The sequence below is a fragment of the Frigoribacterium sp. Leaf164 genome (assembly GCF_001423665.1).
GTDB lineage: Bacteria > Actinomycetota > Actinomycetes > Actinomycetales > Microbacteriaceae > Frigoribacterium > Frigoribacterium endophyticum.
This window is the reverse complement of the sequence record NZ_LMOX01000002.1, coordinates 70,667-85,652: the sequence shown is the minus strand read 5'-3', so window position 1 is coordinate 85,652 and position 14,986 is coordinate 70,667. Positions and strand designations below refer to the sequence as shown.

Here is a 14,986-nt window from a genome sequence, read left to right as displayed (position 1 = left end):
GCACCACCCGCCCAACGTCCAAACCCCCACACATCCCGGGCGTGTCGCAACCACCAACCCCGGAAAATCAAGGGTCCAGCGCGTGAACACCCCGCAGAGAGCCGCACACGGCCGCACGAGGGCGTTCCTGCCGAGCGGCAGGAGGGCCGATCAGGCTCCGAGCGGCAGCATCCGGACGACCACGAGCGAGAGCACCGCGATGAAGAGCCACGACCCCAGGCCGACCAGCACCGCGCGGCCTCCGGTGCGGGCGAGGCGCTCGAGCCGGACGCCGGTGCCGAGCCCGACGAGTGCGAGCGCGAGCAGCGCGGTCTGCACGGTGTCGGCTCCGGTGACCACCGACTCCGGCAGGTCCACCAGTGTGCGGACGACGACCGCGGCCAGGAAGCCGAGCACGAACAGGGGCACCAGGGGAGGCCGGCTGCCGGCGTCGCCCCCGCCGCGACGGACCACCGCGGACGTGATCGCCACCACCGGGGCGAGCATCACCACTCGGGTGAGCTTGACGACGACCGCGATCGCGAGGGCCGTGGCGCCGGCGGTCTGCGCCGTGGCCACGACCTGGCCGACGTCGTGGACGCTGGCCCCCGTCCACGCACCGAACTCGACGTCGGTCAGGCCGACCGCACGGCCGACCACCGGCAAGACCACGATCGCGGCCGTTCCGCACAGGGTCACGAGGGCCACGGGGGTGGCGGCGTCCTTGCCGCGGTCACGGGTGACGGCGCTCATCGCTCCGATCGCCGACGCCCCGCAGATCGAGAAGCCGGCCGCCAGCAGGAGGGGCTGATCGCCGGGGAGTCGGGCCCAGCGGCCCAGCGCCCACGTCACGGCGAAGGTCGACACGAGGATGCCCACGATCGCAGCGATCGTCACGCCGCCGAGCGACGCGACGTCGACGAGGCTGAGCTTCAGGCCGAGCAGCACGACCCCGACGCGGAGGAGCCGGCGGGCCGAGAGGGCGAGCCCCGGGGCGAGCACCCCGTCGAGCCACCGCCGAGCCGGTCGGATCTGCGCGACGACGATGCCGAGGAGGACGCTCGCGGTGAGCACCGGCACCGCGGGGATCGCGAGGTGGAGGAGCCAGGCGACGACCGCGGCCCCCGCGGCGGCGGCGACCCCGGGCAGCCACGCGGCGCGCGGGCGCTCGACGGCACTGCTCGGGGTCGTCACTGGGTGGTGCCTAGACCCGGTTCTTGGCCGGGTTGATCAGCGAGCCGATGCCCGAGATCGCGACCTCGACGGTCTCACCGGCCGTGAACGGACCGATGCCGGCGGGGGTGCCGGTCAGGATCACGTCGCCCGGCAGCAGGGTGAACACGTCGGTCACGTACTCGATCAGCTCGGGGATCTTGTGGATCATCTGCAGCGTGGACTCCCGCTGCTTGACCTCGCCGTCCACGCGCGTCTCGATCGTCACGTCGGTCCAGTCGAGCTCGTTCTCGATGTACGGCCCCAGCGGCAGGAACGTGTCGTAGCCCTTGGCTCGAGTCCACTGCCCGTCGGACTGCTGCACGTCGCGGGCGGTCACGTCGTTCGCGATCGTGTAGCCGAACACCACGCTCTGGTAGTCCTCGGCCTTCACCCGCTTCGCGATCGAGCCGATCACGATGGCGAGCTCGCCCTCGAAGTCGACCTGACCGACGTCGGGCGGGAGCTGGATCGAGTCTCCGAACCCGATGACCGTCGTGTTCGGCTTCAGGAACAGCAGCGGCGCCTCCGGCGGGGTCTGCCCCAGCTCGTCGGCGTGGTCGTGGTAGTTCAGGCCGACGCCCACCACCTTCGAGCGCGGGATCACCGGGGCGAGGATCTTCGCCGAGCGCAGAGACACCCGCTCGCCGGTCGTCTCGTAGCCGCTGTACATCGGGTCGCCCGCGAGCACGATCAGCTCGCGCTCGTCGACGATGCCGTAGCGGGGGTCTTCTCCGGGGGTCGCGAACCGTGCGATCTTCATGCGTCGAGCCTCGTCATCCATCCGTGGACGTCGTCGCGACGCCCGTACTGGATGTCGGTGAGCTCCTCGCGCAGCGACATCGTGAGCGGACCTCCCTCGGCCGAGGGCGATCCGATGTGCAGGCCCTCGCCCTTGAGCTCGGCGATCGGCACGACGACCGCGGCCGTGCCGCAGGCGAACACCTCGACGATCTCGCCGCTCGCCACGCCGTCACGCCACTCGTCGATCGTGACCCGTCGACGCTCGACCCGGTGGCCCCGGGCCTCGGCCAGCTCCAGGACGGAGTCGCGGGTGATGCCCTCGAGGATCGAGTCGCTGTCGGGGGTGACCAGGGTGCCGTCGGCGTAGACCAGCACCACGTTCATGCCGCCGAGCTCCTCGATGTACGAGCTCTCGGACGAGTCGAGGAACAGCACCTGCTGGCAGCCGTTCTCGTAGGCCTCCTGCTGCGGCAGCAGCGAGGACGCGTAGTTGCCGCCCGTCTTCGCGGCGCCGGTGCCGCCCTTGCCCGCCCGGGCGTAGTTCGTCGTGAGCCAGATCGACACCGGCGAGACGCCGCCGCTGAAGTACGCGCCGGCCGGGCTGGCGATGACGTGGTAGTCGACCTGCTGAGCCGCCCGCACGCCGAGGAAGCTCTCGCTGGCGATCATGAACGGCCGGAGGTAGAGGCTCGTCTCGGGCGCCGACGGCACCCACGACTCGTCGATGCGCACCAGCTGCCGCACGCTCTCGACGAAGTCCTCCGTCGAGAGCTCGGGGAGCGCGAGGCGCCGGGCCGAGCGCTGGAGCCGACGGGCGTTGGCGTCCGGCCGGAACGACCACACCGAGCCGTCGGCGTGGCGGTAGGCCTTCATGCCCTCGAAGATCTCCTGCGCGTAGTGCAGGACGGATGCCGCGGGGTCGAGCTGCAGGGGGCCGTACGGGTGGACGCGGGCCGTGTGCCAGCCCTCGTCGACCGTCCAGCGGATCGAGACCATGTGGTCGGTGAAGTGCTTGCCGAACCCGGGGTCGGAGAGGATCGCCTCGCGCTCGGCGTCGGCGCGGACGGTCTCGGACGGCGTGAGCTCGAAGCTCAGCCCGAACTCGGTGGACGAGGCGGTGTCGTCGGTCGTGGTCATGGTGCTCTTCTCGGACGGGGCGGCGTCAGGCGACGGAGGTGGTGAGGGCGGCGACGCGGTCGGCGACGGCCGTGCCGATCTCGGCGGTGCTGCGGACGGGGGCACCGCCGCCGGCGGCGGCACGGTCGGCCATGTCGGCCTCGACCGCGCGGTGCACGCGGTCGGCGGCCTCGGGGAGGTCGAGGTGCTCGAGCATCAGCGCCACCGAGAGGATCGCGGCGGTCGGGTCGGCCTTCTGCTGCCCCGCGATGTCGGGCGCCGAGCCGTGCACCGGCTCGAACATGCTCGGGAACTCGCCCGAGGGGTTGAGGTTGCCGGAGGCGGCGAGGCCGATGCCGCCGCTGATCGCGCCGGCGAGGTCGGTGAGGATGTCGCCGAACAGGTTGTCGGTGACGATGACGTCGAACCGCGCGGGGTCGACGACCAGGTGGATCGTGGCGGCGTCGACGTGCTGGTAGTCGACCGCGACGTCGGGGTACTCCGCGGCGACCGCGTCGACGACGCGCTGCCAGAGGCTGCCCGCGAAGACGAGCACGTTGGTCTTGTGCACCAGGGTCAGGCGACCGCGACGCGACCGGGCCTTCTCGAAGGCGAACCGGACGACGCGTTCGACGCCGTGCGCCGTGTTGACGCTGACCTCGTTGGCGATCTCGTGCGGCGTGCCCGTGCGGAGGGAGCCGCCGTTGCCGACGTAGGGCCCCTCGGTGCCCTCGCGGACGACGACGAAGTCGACGGTGCCGGGGTCGGCGAGCGGCGACGGGACCCCGGGCCACGTCGTCGTGGGGCGGAGGTTCACGTAGTGGTCGAGCGCGAAGCGCAGCCGGAGCAGCAGCCCCCGCTCGATGACGCCGCCCGCGAGGCGCGGGTCGCGGGGGTCGCCGCCGACCGCGCCGAGCAGCACGACGTCGTGCGCGGCGATCGCCGCGAGGTCGTCGTCGGTGAGGACGTCGCCCGTCTCGAGGTAGCGGGCCGCGCCGAGGTGGAAGGGGGTCACCTCGAAGGTCGCCTCGTCGCCCACAGCGACCTCGAGGACCTTCAGAGCCTCGGCCACGACCTCGGGACCGATGCCGTCGCCGGGGACGGCGGCGAGTCTGACGGTTCGCGACATGGGGCTCCTGCACGGATCGGGGTGGACGGCTCTACTGTACCCACGACCGGCGACGCCGACGGACCTCCGCGGCCCGCCCGGGGAGCCCGCCGCGACGACGCCGCCGACCGCCCCGGAGGGCCCGCGGGAGGCGCGGGGTCAGTCGCTCGCGGACGCGCGCCGGAGCGACACCAGCGACACCGCCACGGCGAGCAGCATCACGCCGGCCCCCACCGCCGCCGTGGTGACGAGGCCAGCGTCGAAGGCGTGGGTCGCGGCGTCGAGGAGGCGCGTGGCCACGGAGCCGTCGAGGGCGTCGGCGGCCGCCACCGCGCCTCCCAGGGTCTCGCGGGCGGCGTCGCCGACCTCGGCGGGCACGTCGGCGGGCACGACGAGCGAGCCGCGGTAGATCGCCGTCAGCATGCTGCCCAGCACGGCCGTGCCGAGCACGGCGCCGACCTCGTACGCGGTCTCCGACACCGCGGACGCCGCACCGGCACGGTCAGCGGGGACGGCGGCGATGATCTGGTCGTTCGAGATCGTCTCGGCGGCGCCGACCCCGGCCCCGACGAGCGCGAACGCGAGGACGAAGACGCCGACCGGGGCGCCCGCCCCGGAGAGCCAGACGAGGGCGTACCCGACGGCGGCCGCGGCGAGGCCGGTCGCGACGATGGTGCGCGGGCTGACGTGCCGCACGATCGGCACGACCACGAGGCCGGCGACGATCATCGCGCCGAGCCCGGGCAGCAGGGTCAGCGCGGCCTGCAGCGGGCGGAGCCCGACGACGAGCTGCAGGTGCTGCGTGGTGAAGAAGAGGAAGCCGACGAGCGCCACGACCGCGAGCAGGTTCACGACGACCGAGCCCGCGAAGACCGGCGAGGTGAAGAGCCGCACGTCGAGGAGGGGGCGCTCGCGCCGCAGCTGGCGTCGGACGAAGAGCCAGCCCGAGGCGACGCCGAGCACCGCCAGGAGCACGACGTCGAGGCCCGGCCCGTGCGTCGCGAGCTGCTTCACCGCGGCGACGACCGGCGCCATGGCCGTCAGCGACAGCAGCACCGACACCGGGTCGAACGGCCCGGGTGCGGGGTCGCGGCTCTCGACGAGGAGGAGCGGGGCGCCGACCAGCAGCGGCAGCAGCACCGGGACCGCGATGAGGAAGACCGAGCCCCAGGCGAAGTGCTCGAGCAGGACCCCGCCCACGACGGGGCCGAGGGCCGAGCCCGCCGCGAAGCCGCTGGCCCAGATGGCGATGGCGAGCCGACGCTGGTCACGGTCGGTGAACGTGCTGCGGAGCAGCGAGAGCGTGGCGGGCATGATCATCGCGCCGAAGAAGCCGAGCACGGCGCGGGCGGTGATCAGGGCCTCGGCGGTCGGGGCGAAGGCGGCCGCGAGCGAGACGAGGGCGAACCCGGAGGCCCCGATCAGCAGCAGCCGACGTCGGCCGAAGCGGTCGCCCAGCGAGCCCATCGCCACCAGGAGGCCGGCCAGCACCAGCGAGTAGACGTCGACGATCCAGAGCTGGGCCGCGGCCGAGGGCCGGAGCGCCGTCGAGATCTCGGGGAGGGCGAAGCTCAGCACGGTGTTGTCGACCGAGACGAGCAGCACGGGGAGCATGAGGACGACCAGCGCGGCCCACTGTCGCGTGCCGGCGCGCTCGGGGACGGCGGCGGGGCGGCGGGCGGTCGTGGTCATGGTCGGTCCTCGGTCTCGTGGCTCGTCGGGGTGCAGCGGGGTGCAGCGGGGCGTCGCGCTCCAGCTGTACCGTCCGGACGGTACAGCAGACCGTCCAGACGGTACAGTAACAGGATGAGTCCCCGTCCGTCAGCCCGTGAGCAGATGCTCGACGCCTTCGAGTACCTCGTCACGACCAGCGGCGAGCGCACCGCCACCTTCGACGCGGTGGCCGCCGAGGCGGGCGTCTCCAAGGGCGGCCTGCTCTACCACTTCCCCTCGCGCGAGGCGCTCGTCGACGGCCTGGTCGAACGGCTCGAGGCCCTGATCGACGCCGACGTCACGGCGATGACGAGCGCCGCCGACGGTGCCGTCGACTACTTCATCCGCACCTCCTCGCCCGACGCGGTGGCCGACGATGACCCCTTCGACCGGTGCATCACGGCCGTCACGAACCTCGCGTCGAGCGGCCGGTGGCCCCGGGCGGTGGAGGCGCTGAGCGCGATGCAGCGCCGGTGGTACGACGTCGTCCTCGACGAGGTGGGCGACCCGGTCGTCGCCCGGCTCGTCTGCCTCGTCGCCGACGGCCTCTGGTTCACCCCGGGCCCGTTCGACCAGGCGACGGTCGACCCGGCGGCCGCCCGCGCGCCGATCGGCGACGTCATCGGCCTGCTGCAGGGCCTGGCGCGCCGGAGCGTCTAGGCCCCCGCCCTCAGACGGCGACGATGCAGGCGGGGCTGCCCAGCGAGAACACGTCGACGGGCTCGCCCGGCACCCCGGTCTCGGGGTCGAGCGGCAGCACCGCCACCGTGTCGGAGCCCTGGTTCGCGACGTAGAGCACGCCCGGCGTGATCGCGAAGTGGCGCGGCCACCGGCCCCCGCACGACGACTCGCCGACGAGTCGCAGCCGCTCGTCGTCGCCCACCGTGAAGACGCTGATGGTGTCGCGCCCCCGGGTCGCGACGTACACGCGGCCGGCGTCGACCGCCAGGTGCGAGGGCAGCACGCCCGGCGTCGACGCCGCGCCCTCGAAGACCTCGATCGAGTGGTCGAGCACGAGCTTGCCCTCGACCCGGCGCAGCACGTGCAACCGGGCGTCGAGCTCGCCGACGGCGACCAGCCGGCCGTCGTCGAGCCAGGCCAGGTGGCGCGGCCCGGCGCCGGAGGGCAACGGGTGGACGGCCACGATCTCGGGGTCGAGCGAGATGGGGTCGACGACGATCTCGACGAGGCGGTCCGTGCCGAGGTCGCTCACGAGGGTGGTGCCCCACGGGGTCGACACGACCTGGTGGGCGTGCGGCCGCTCCTGGCGCTCGAGGACGGGGCCGTGGCCGTAGGGCAGCGCGAGTGTGCGCACGACGCGGCTCGGGTGCGAGGGGTCGCTCGACAGCACGCCCACGGTGCCGCCGACGTAGCTCGCGACGACGAGCGCACCGGAGGCCGGGTCGTGGTGCAGGTGGCACGGAGCGGCCCCGCCCGCCGCGGCGCTCGAGGCGGCGACCAGCTGGCCGGCGGAGACGGTGTACGACAGCACCCGCCCCTCCGTCGTCTCGGAGACCGCGTGCAGGGCGCCCTCCGTCGCGACGAGGAAGGACGGGTCGTCGGCCTCGACGGTCTGCACCGCCTGCCAGGGCGAGCCGGGCGCGCTGCGCTCGAGCACGGTGATGCCGGTGCCCGAGCCCCCGCTCGAGGCGGTGTACGAGCCGATGTAGAGGCGCTGGGGAGCGGCCGCTGACGCGGGGCCCGCCGTGACCGGCCCCTGCGGGCCCGTCGGCTCCTGCTCGGGCGCCGTGCCGTCGCTCACCGCGGTCACTCGCCCGGCGTCGCCGCGGCGTCCGCCGCGATGCGCTCGTGGTGGTGGATGACCTCGCCGACGATGAAGTTCAGGAACTTCTCCGCGAACGCGGGGTCGAGGTGCGACTGCTCGGCGAGCTGGCGGAGGCGCTGGATCTGCACGCGCTCGCGCTCGGGGTCGCTCGCGGGCATGCCCGCCGCGGCCTTGAGGTGACCGACCGACTGCGTGAACTTGAAGCGCTCGGCGAGGAGGTGCACCAGCGCGGCGTCGATGTTGTCGATGCTCTGCCGGATGCCGGAGAGCTGCTCGATCGCGGTCTTGTCGTCGTCGCTGAGGGGGCTGTCCGCCCCGAGGGGACTGTCGAGTGCCATGGGCCGAGCCTAGCGGCGACGCCCCGCGCCCGACGGGCGGGACGAGGGGCTCGACACGGAGCGTCCGGTGGGGCAGGGGCCACCACGGGGGCGGACGGACGAGGAGGCGCGCCCCGCGATCGCGGGGCGCGCCTCCTCGGTGCTGCTGTACTGCGGTGCTGCGGTGCAGCGGGCGGGTCAGTCGACCAGCGTCAGCGTCACCTCGACGTTGCCGCGGGTGGCGTTCGAGTAGGGGCAGACGTGGTGCGCGGCGTCGGCGAGCTCCTGGCGACGCTCGGCGGGGACGTTCGGCGTGTAGATGTCGAGCTCGACCGCGAGGCCGAAGCCGCCCTCGCCGTTCGAGCCGATGCCGACGCTCGCACTGACCGAGCTGTCCTTCGTGTCGACGCCGAGACCACGGGCGACGGAGTGCATCGCGCTGAGGAAGCAGGCGGCGTAGCCTGCCGCGAAGAGCTGCTCGGGGTTGGTGCCCTCGCCGTTGCCGCCGAGTTCCTTCGGCGGGCGGGTCTCGAAGTCGAGACGGTCGTCCTCGCTGCGGACGTGGCCGTCGCGGCCGCCTCCGGTGGCGTGGGCGATGGCGGTGTAGGCGATCTCCAGTGTCATGGCTCCAGGGTCGACCTACAGTCTGGACGGTTGCTGATGGGCAGCGAGGCGCGCCGTGAGACCCTCCTGCACGCGCGGCCACTCGTCGGCGAGCACGGAGTACACCGCGGTGTCCCGCCATGTGCCGTCGGCCCGGGGCTGCGTGCGCCGGAGGACGCCCTCGGGGGTCGCCCCGAGCTTCACGATCGCGGCCCGCGACCGTGCGTTCGCGGCGTCGGCCTGGATCTGCACGCGGCCGAGGCCGTGCTCGAAGGCCGTCCCGAGCACGAGCAGCTTCGTCTCGACGTTGACCGCCGTGCCCCAGGTCTCGGGCGCGTAGGCCGTCCAGCCCAGGTGCGCGCTCTCGTTCTCGAGCTGGAACTCGGCGAGGGTCGTCGTGCCGACCAGGGCCCCCGGCGCTCCGTCGGTGACGAGCCGGACCCCGTAGACGTTGCCCGTGCCCCACAGCAGGTAGCCCCGCATGAAGGCCGACCAGCCCTCGAGGTCGGCGCGGAACGCCGCCGAGCCGCCGCCCCACCCGCCGGCGAAGACCTCGGGGCGGGCGATGGCCGGGTGCAGCTCGGCGAGGTCGTCGGGGGTGATCGGCTCGACGACGACGTGGCGGCCCACGAGCGGGACGAGGGGCGGACGCGTGCCGGTCATCCCCCGATGCTGCCACCACCCGCCGTCGCCGTCGAGCGGGCCGCGGCACCGGCGTGCGTCCGGCATGATCGTGGCCATGAGCCCCGCCGCCGCCTTCAGCCAGTCCGCCGAGTCGTTCGTCGACCTCCTGTCGCGCGTCGGCCCCGAGCAGTGGAGCCAGCCGGGGCTCGGCCGCTGGACCGTCCGCGACCTCGCGGGCCACGCCTCCCGCGCGGTGCTCACGGTCTCGACGTACCTCGCGCTCGACGAGCCGGGCGACGTGACGATCCCCTCGGCGGAGGCCTGGTACTCGGCCTACGCCTCGCAGTTCACCGACGCCGACGGCGTGTTCCAGCGCGGTGTGGAGGCCGGCGCCTGGCTCGGCGACTCCCCCTCCACCGTCGTCGCGGCAGCCCTCGCCGACTCGCGGGCGGCGCTGGCCCGGGCGCTCTCGAACCGGATCGTCTCGATCGGCGGCATGGGCATCCCCCTCGACGAGTACCTGCGCACCCGGGTCTTCGAGCTCGTCGTGCACACGATCGACCTCTCGCGGGCGACCGGGCTGCCGCACACGCTGCCCGCGACCGCCGTCGCCGACACGGCCGCGCTGGCGGCGCGCGCCGCCACGATGCAGGGGCACGGCGAGGAGGTGCTGCTCGCGCTGACGGGGCGCGGCCGCCTCACCGACGGGTTCAGCGTCGTCTAGCCGCGCCGCGCCTCCCGAGGGGGCACGGCGCGGCCGCGGGGGCGGGCGGTCGCCTAGCCGAGCAGGTCGTGGCGCGTGACGATGGCGTCGCGGCCGGGGCCGACGCCGATGGCGGAGATGCGGGCGCCGCTCATCGCCTCGACGGCGAGCACGTAGTCCTGGGCGGCCTGGGGCAGGTCGGAGAACTCGCGAGCGCCGGTGATGTCGTCCGACCAGCCGGGGAACTCCTCGTAGATCGGCACGGCGTGGTGGAAGTCGCTCTGCGACACGGGCACCTCGTCGTGACGGACGCCGTCGACGTCGTACGCCACGCAGACGGGGATCGTCTCGAGGCCCGTGAGGACGTCGAGCTTCGTCAGCACGAAGTCGGTGACGCCGTTGATGCGGGCCGAGTAGCGGGCGATCGGGGCGTCGTACCAGCCGCAGCGACGCGGGCGGCCGGTCGTCGTGCCGAACTCGAAGCCGTTGGCGCGCAGGAACTCGCCCGAGGCGTCGAACAGCTCGGTCGGGAAGGGCCCGGCGCCGACGCGGGTCGTGTAAGCCTTCACGATGCCGATGACGCGCTCGATGCGGCCCGGGCCGATGCCGGAGCCGGTGGAGGCGCCGCCCGCGGTCGCGGAGGACGACGTCACGAAGGGGTAGGTGCCGTGGTCGACGTCGAGCATCGTCGCCTGGCCCGCCTCGAACAGGACGGTCTTGTCGGCCTCGAGCGCCTGGTGGATCTCGAGCGCCGTGTCGGCCACCATCGGCTTCAGGCGGGGCGCGTACGAGAGCAGCGACTCGACGATCTCGTCGGCCTCGATGGCGCGGCGGTTGTAGATCTTGACGAGCAGGTGGTTCTTCTGGTCGAGGGCCGCCTCGACCTTCTGCCGCAGGATGCCCTCGTCGAAGATGTCCTGCACGCGGATGCCCACGCGGTTGATCTTGTCGGCGTAGGTCGGGCCGATGCCGCGACCGGTCGTGCCGATCTGGCGCTTGCCGAGGAAGCGCTCGGTCACCTTGTCGAGCGTGCGGTGGTAGTGCGTGATGACGTGCGCGTTGGCGCTGACCTTGAGGCGCGAGACGTCGACGCCGCGGGCGATCAGCGCGTCGAGCTCGTCGAAGAGGACCTCGATGTCGACGACGACGCCGTTGCCGATGATCGGGGTGACGCCGGGCGAGAGGATGCCCGAGGGCAGCAGGTGCAGCGCGTACTTCTGGTCGCCGATGACGACCGTGTGGCCGGCGTTGTTGCCGCCGTTGAACTTGACGACGTAGTCGATGCGGCTGCCGAGCAGGTCGGTGGCCTTGCCCTTGCCCTCGTCGCCCCACTGGGCACCGATGATCACTACTGCGGGCATGGGGGGCTCCTCACGTCGGGGGACTGCACCGGGTGAGGCGCACTTGAGTCTACCGACAGGTGCGCCACGCCGGTCGGGGCCGGGGCTGGCGCATTCGTTGCGCGGTACGACAAACTACCCACCATGAGTCTCGTCGCCGGGGTCGACTCCTCGACCCAGAGTTGCAAGGTCGTCGTCCGCGACGCGTCGTCGGGTGCGCTGGTGCGCTCCGGGAGCGCGCGGCACCCCGAGGGCACCGAGGTCGCCCCGTCGGCCTGGTGGGCCGCGCTGCTCGAGGCGATCGCCGCGGCGGGCGGCCTCGACGACGTCGACGCGATCTCGGTCGCCGGCCAGCAGCACGGCATGGTCGCCCTCGACGCCGAGGGCGAGGTCGTCCGCGACGCCCTCCTCTGGAACGACACCCGCAGCGCCGACGCCGCGCGCGACCTCGTCGACGAGCTCGGCGCCGACGAGTGGGCCCGGCGCACCGGCACGGTGCCGGTCGCCTCCTTCACCGCGACGAAGCTGCGGTGGCTGCGCGACGCCGAGCCGGCCTCCGCCGAGCGCGTGGCCGCGGTGGCGCTGCCGCACGACTGGCTGACCTGGCGGCTGCTCGGGTACGGGCCCCGCGACTCCACGCCCCTCGGCCCCGACCTCGACGAGCTCGTGACCGACCGCAGCGACGCGAGCGGCACCTCGTACTGGAGCCCGGCCGACGACGGCTACGACCTCGAGCTGTTCGAGCGCGCGCTCGGCCGCCCCGGCCGGGTGGCCGGCGGCGACGGCACGGGCGTCGTGCTGCCCCGCGTGCTCGGCCCGTCGGAGGCGGCGGGCACGACGGTCGCCCACGCGAGCGTGCCGGCCGGGCTGGTGGTCGCGGCCGGCGCCGGCGACAACGCGGGCGCTGCGCTCGGTCTCGACGCCGGGGTCGGCGACCTCGTGATCAGCATCGGCACGAGCGGCACCGCCTTCGCCGTCACCGACCACCCCGTGGCGGACCCCAGCGGCACGGTCGCGGGCTTCGCCGACGCGGCCGGCGGGTTCCTGCCCCTGGTCGCGACCCTCAACGCCGCCCGGGTGCTCTCGTCGATCGGGGCGCTGCTCGGCGTCGACCACGACGAGCTCGCCCGGCTCGCCCTCGCCGCCGAGCCCGGCTCGGGCGGGGTCTCGCTGGTGCCCTACTTCGAGGGTGAGCGGACTCCCGACCTGCCCCGCGCCACGGCCACCCTCGCCGGCCTGACCCTGGCCTCGACGACCCGCGAGAACCTCGCGCGCGCCGCGGTCGAGGGCATGCTCTCGGCGCTGGCCGACGGCGCCGCCGCCGTCCGCGACCAGGGCGTCGAGGTGCACCGCGTGCTGCTCATCGGCGGGGCCGCGCTGAACCCGGCCGTGCAGGCCGTCGCCGCTCAGGTCTTCGACGTGCCCGTCTCGGTGCCGTCGCCGGGCGAGTACGTCGCCGACGGGGCCGCGCGGCAGGCGGCGTGGGCGCTCACCGGGGGCCGCCCCCGGTGGGAGGTCGCGATCCGGTCGTCGGCCGACGCGTCGCCGGTGCCCGCCATCGCGGCGCGGTACCGCGCGGCGCAGCAGCTCGGGTCGCTGCCCCGCGGCTGAGGCGGGCGGGCGGGAGGCGCGGGCGGGCGGGAGGCGCGGGCCCCGTCGGAGGCGCGGGCCGGGTCGGCAGAGCGGCGACACCTAGGATCGGTGACATGCCGACGGACGCCCAGCCGACCCCCTCCACGATGACCGAGGACTACCTCAAGGTCATCTGGAAGGCCGAGGAGTGGGCCGCCGGCGAGAGCGACCGGGGCATCACCACGAACGAGATCGCGGCGACGCTCGGCGTCGGCGCCTCGACCGTGTCGGGCAACCTGCGCAAGCTCGAGCGCGACGGCTACATCGACTACGAGCCCTACCGGCGCATCGCACTGAGCGAGCTCGGGCGGCGCGTCGCGGTCGGCATGGTCCGCCGCCACCGCCTGATCGAGACCTACCTCGTCGAGCGGCTGGGCTACGGCTGGGACGAGGTGCACGACGAGGCCGAGGTGCTCGAGCACGCGGTCAGCGACCGCCTCCTCGAGGCGTTCGACGTCGAGCTCGGCCGCCCGGCCGCCGACCCGCACGGCGACCCCATCCCCGCCGCCGACGGCACGGTGACCCGGCCCGTCGCGCACCCGCTGCAGCAGTTCGCGAGCGGCGAGTGCGGCTTCGTCGTCCGCGTCTCCGACGACGAGCCCGAGCTGCTGCGCTACCTCGCCTCGCTCGACCTGCGCGTCGGCGCCCACGTGCGCGTCGGCGAGCGCCGCGACTACGCGGGGTCGATGGAGGTCGTGCTGACCGACGTGCACGACCGGCCGCTCGGCACCGTCGAGCTCGCGGGCGCGGCCGCCTCGTCGGTGTGGGCGAACTCCGAGCCGCACACGCACGCCTGACCACGCCGGACCTCTGGCTGCGTCGGATCGGTCCGCCGTCCCGACCCGGCCGGCGTGTGCCGAGGCCGAGGCCGAGGCCGGGGCAAGGGCCAGGCCGGGTCGGGTCGGCCTAGCGCGCCGTGCGCGGCAGCGAGGCCGACGCCGGGTCGGAGAGCAGCGGCGCGAACGCGAGCTCGGCCGCCCCGATCACCAGGCGGTCCGCGCCCAGCTGTGCCCGCACGATGCTGACGTCGTCGGCCGGGCCGGGCAGCGCCTGCCGCGTGACCCGGTCGAGCAGGCGATCGGGGGCGGCGGCGAGCAGCGACCCCAGGAACCCGCCGAGCACGATCATCGACGGGTCGAAAGCGTTGACGACCGTGCGCAGGGCGACCGCGAGCTGGTCGACCTGGCGCTCGACCTCGGCCCGCGCCTCGGAGCCGGGGCGCGCCTCCTGCAGGGCCGCGTCGAGCTCGTCGGCCTGCGCGCGCGACAGGCCGGTCGCGGCGAGCAGCGAGGCCTGGCCCACCTCGGTCTCGAGGCAGCCGGTGGCGCCGCAGTGGCAGAGCCGGCCGACCGAGTTGACCAGGGTGTGGCCGATCTCGCCGGCGTAGCCGCCCACCCCGGCGAGCGGTCGGCCCGCCGCGATGACGCCGCCGCCGACGCCGCTCGCGCCGCCGTTGAGGAAGACCAGGTCGTCGACCCCGCGCCCGGCCCCGAAGCGGCCCTCGGCCATCGCCGCGAGCGACGCGTCGTTGGCCGCCTCGGTCGGCAGGCCGGTCGCCTCCGAGACGAGGGCCGCGAACGGCTCGTCGACCCAGCCGAGGTGCGGCGCGAGGCGGACCAGGCCGCCGTCGGCCCGGACGAGGCCCGGCACCGCGGCGCCGACGCCCACCTCGGCCACCACTCCCCCGCTGCTCCGCAGCACCTGGCGCAGCTCGTCGATGGTCTCCGCGGCGAGCGCGGCGGCCTCGGCGGCCGTGGGCACGCTCGCCGTCTCGCGACGGACCCTCGCGCGGACGGCCCCGCCGAGGCCCACGGCCCCGACGGTCACCGCGTCGATCTCGGGGTTGACCGACCAGGCCACGACGTCGGAGCGCGCCTCGACGACCGGGCTCGGCCGCCCCACGCGCGAGACCCCCACGGGGTCCGCTTCGTGGGCCAGCTGCCGGTCGACGAGGTCGCCGACGAGCGTCGCGATGGTGGAGCGGTTGAGGCCGGTCAGGCGCGTCAGCTCCGACCGGGAGAGCGGGCCACGAGCGTGCACGAGGCCGAGCACGGCCGCCAGGTTCGACTGGCGAGCGCCCTCCGTCCGCGCGACCTGGTCGATCGTCAC

Annotated in this window: 15 protein-coding genes; 4 read left to right on the top strand and 11 right to left on the bottom strand. The window is 74.2% G+C overall.

All coding sequences use genetic code 11. The features are described from left to right. Positions 1-150: 150 nt before the first annotated feature. The 5 genes from ASF82_RS08000 to ASF82_RS07980 form a co-directional block, all read right to left on the bottom strand. A complete protein-coding gene (locus ASF82_RS08000; RefSeq protein ID WP_056056146.1) occupies positions 151-1,173 on the bottom strand; it encodes a YeiH family protein in 1,023 nt (340 codons plus the stop codon). Positions 1,174-1,183: 10 nt separating this feature from the next. Further along, a complete protein-coding gene (locus tag ASF82_RS07995; protein WP_056056144.1) occupies positions 1,184-1,954 on the bottom strand; it encodes a fumarylacetoacetate hydrolase family protein in 771 nt (256 codons plus the stop codon). Continuing rightward, on the bottom strand, positions 1,951-3,072 hold the full coding sequence (locus ASF82_RS07990; protein WP_056056143.1) for a branched-chain amino acid aminotransferase: 1,122 nt from the start codon (positions 3,070-3,072) through the stop codon (positions 1,951-1,953). The genes ASF82_RS07995 and ASF82_RS07990 overlap by 4 nt, the downstream gene beginning before the upstream one ends. A 25-nt stretch (positions 3,073-3,097) precedes the next feature. Beyond that, positions 3,098-4,180 (bottom strand): 3-isopropylmalate dehydrogenase, encoded by a 1,083-nt coding sequence (locus ASF82_RS07985; protein ID WP_056056142.1) that lies wholly within the window; start codon positions 4,178-4,180, stop codon positions 3,098-3,100. Between the two features lie 138 nt (positions 4,181-4,318). Further along, positions 4,319-5,851, bottom strand: a complete 1,533-nt coding sequence (locus tag ASF82_RS07980; protein WP_056056141.1) for an MFS transporter — start codon at positions 5,849-5,851, stop codon at positions 4,319-4,321. Positions 5,852-5,965: 114 nt separating this feature from the next. Here ASF82_RS07980 and ASF82_RS07975 point away from each other — a divergent pair, with 114 nt between their 5' ends. Further along, the gene (locus tag ASF82_RS07975; RefSeq protein ID WP_082514487.1) at positions 5,966-6,532 is read left to right on the top strand and encodes a TetR/AcrR family transcriptional regulator; all 567 of its coding nucleotides are present in this window, start codon (positions 5,966-5,968) and stop codon (positions 6,530-6,532) included. A gap of 10 nt (positions 6,533-6,542) precedes the next feature. On the opposite strand, the gene ASF82_RS07970 is transcribed toward ASF82_RS07975, so the two are convergent. The 4 genes from ASF82_RS07970 to ASF82_RS07955 form a co-directional block, all read right to left on the bottom strand. Beyond that, positions 6,543-7,634, bottom strand: coding sequence for a beta-propeller fold lactonase family protein (locus ASF82_RS07970; RefSeq protein ID WP_162240269.1), 1,092 nt, complete (start codon positions 7,632-7,634; stop codon positions 6,543-6,545). 5 nt (positions 7,635-7,639) lie between these two features. Continuing rightward, on the bottom strand, positions 7,640-7,996 hold the full coding sequence (locus ASF82_RS07965) for a chorismate mutase (RefSeq protein ID WP_056056136.1): 357 nt from the start codon (positions 7,994-7,996) through the stop codon (positions 7,640-7,642). 177 nt (positions 7,997-8,173) lie between these two features. Beyond that, on the bottom strand, positions 8,174-8,593 hold the full coding sequence (locus ASF82_RS07960; protein ID WP_056056163.1) for an organic hydroperoxide resistance protein: 420 nt from the start codon (positions 8,591-8,593) through the stop codon (positions 8,174-8,176). A 21-nt stretch (positions 8,594-8,614) separates the two neighbouring features. Further along, entirely contained in the window at positions 8,615-9,241 is a 627-nt protein-coding gene (locus ASF82_RS07955) for a GNAT family N-acetyltransferase (protein ID WP_056056135.1), read from the bottom strand. Positions 9,242-9,317: 76 nt separating this feature from the next. Between ASF82_RS07955 and ASF82_RS07950 the strand changes: the two genes are divergently transcribed. After that, positions 9,318-9,926, top strand: coding sequence for a maleylpyruvate isomerase family mycothiol-dependent enzyme (locus ASF82_RS07950; protein ID WP_162240268.1), 609 nt, complete (start codon positions 9,318-9,320; stop codon positions 9,924-9,926). A 53-nt stretch (positions 9,927-9,979) separates the two neighbouring features. Here ASF82_RS07950 and ASF82_RS07945 read toward each other — a convergent pair whose 3' ends face one another. Then, positions 9,980-11,266 carry an adenylosuccinate synthase gene (locus ASF82_RS07945; RefSeq protein ID WP_056056131.1) on the bottom strand — a complete coding sequence of 429 codons (1,287 nt, stop codon included), beginning with the start codon at positions 11,264-11,266 and terminating at the stop codon, positions 9,980-9,982. A 123-nt stretch (positions 11,267-11,389) separates the two neighbouring features. On the opposite strand from ASF82_RS07945, the gene xylB reads away from it, so the two are divergent. Beyond that, entirely contained in the window at positions 11,390-12,856 is a 1,467-nt protein-coding gene (gene xylB, locus ASF82_RS07940; protein WP_056056130.1) for a xylulokinase, read from the top strand. Between the two features lie 95 nt (positions 12,857-12,951). Beyond that, positions 12,952-13,674, top strand: coding sequence for a metal-dependent transcriptional regulator (locus ASF82_RS07935; protein ID WP_056056128.1), 723 nt, complete (start codon positions 12,952-12,954; stop codon positions 13,672-13,674). 109 nt (positions 13,675-13,783) lie between these two features. Here ASF82_RS07935 and ASF82_RS07930 read toward each other — a convergent pair whose 3' ends face one another. Then, on the bottom strand, positions 13,784-14,986 hold the full coding sequence (locus ASF82_RS07930) for an ROK family protein (protein WP_235491229.1): 1,203 nt from the start codon (positions 14,984-14,986) through the stop codon (positions 13,784-13,786).

Excerpts from the sequence above, each read along its gene's own strand:
- ASF82_RS07995 (WP_056056144.1), bottom strand. The coding sequence starts at position 1,954 with ATGAAGATCGCACGGTTCGCGACCCCCGGAGAAGACCCCCGCTACGGC.
- ASF82_RS07990 (WP_056056143.1), bottom strand. The coding sequence starts at position 3,072 with ATGACCACGACCGACGACACCGCCTCGTCCACCGAGTTCGGGCTGAGC.
- ASF82_RS07985 (WP_056056142.1), bottom strand. The coding sequence starts at position 4,180 with ATGTCGCGAACCGTCAGACTCGCCGCCGTCCCCGGCGACGGCATCGGT.
- ASF82_RS07980 (WP_056056141.1), bottom strand. The coding sequence starts at position 5,851 with ATGACCACGACCGCCCGCCGCCCCGCCGCCGTCCCCGAGCGCGCCGGC.
- ASF82_RS07975 (WP_082514487.1), top strand. The coding sequence starts at position 5,966 with ATGAGTCCCCGTCCGTCAGCCCGTGAGCAGATGCTCGACGCCTTCGAG.
- ASF82_RS07965 (WP_056056136.1), bottom strand. The coding sequence starts at position 7,996 with ATGGCACTCGACAGTCCCCTCGGGGCGGACAGCCCCCTCAGCGACGAC.
- ASF82_RS07955 (WP_056056135.1), bottom strand. The coding sequence starts at position 9,241 with ATGACCGGCACGCGTCCGCCCCTCGTCCCGCTCGTGGGCCGCCACGTC.
- ASF82_RS07950 (WP_162240268.1), top strand. The coding sequence starts at position 9,318 with ATGAGCCCCGCCGCCGCCTTCAGCCAGTCCGCCGAGTCGTTCGTCGAC.
- ASF82_RS07945 (WP_056056131.1), bottom strand. The coding sequence starts at position 11,266 with ATGCCCGCAGTAGTGATCATCGGTGCCCAGTGGGGCGACGAGGGCAAG.
- xylB (WP_056056130.1), top strand. The coding sequence starts at position 11,390 with ATGAGTCTCGTCGCCGGGGTCGACTCCTCGACCCAGAGTTGCAAGGTC.
- ASF82_RS07935 (WP_056056128.1), top strand. The coding sequence starts at position 12,952 with ATGCCGACGGACGCCCAGCCGACCCCCTCCACGATGACCGAGGACTAC.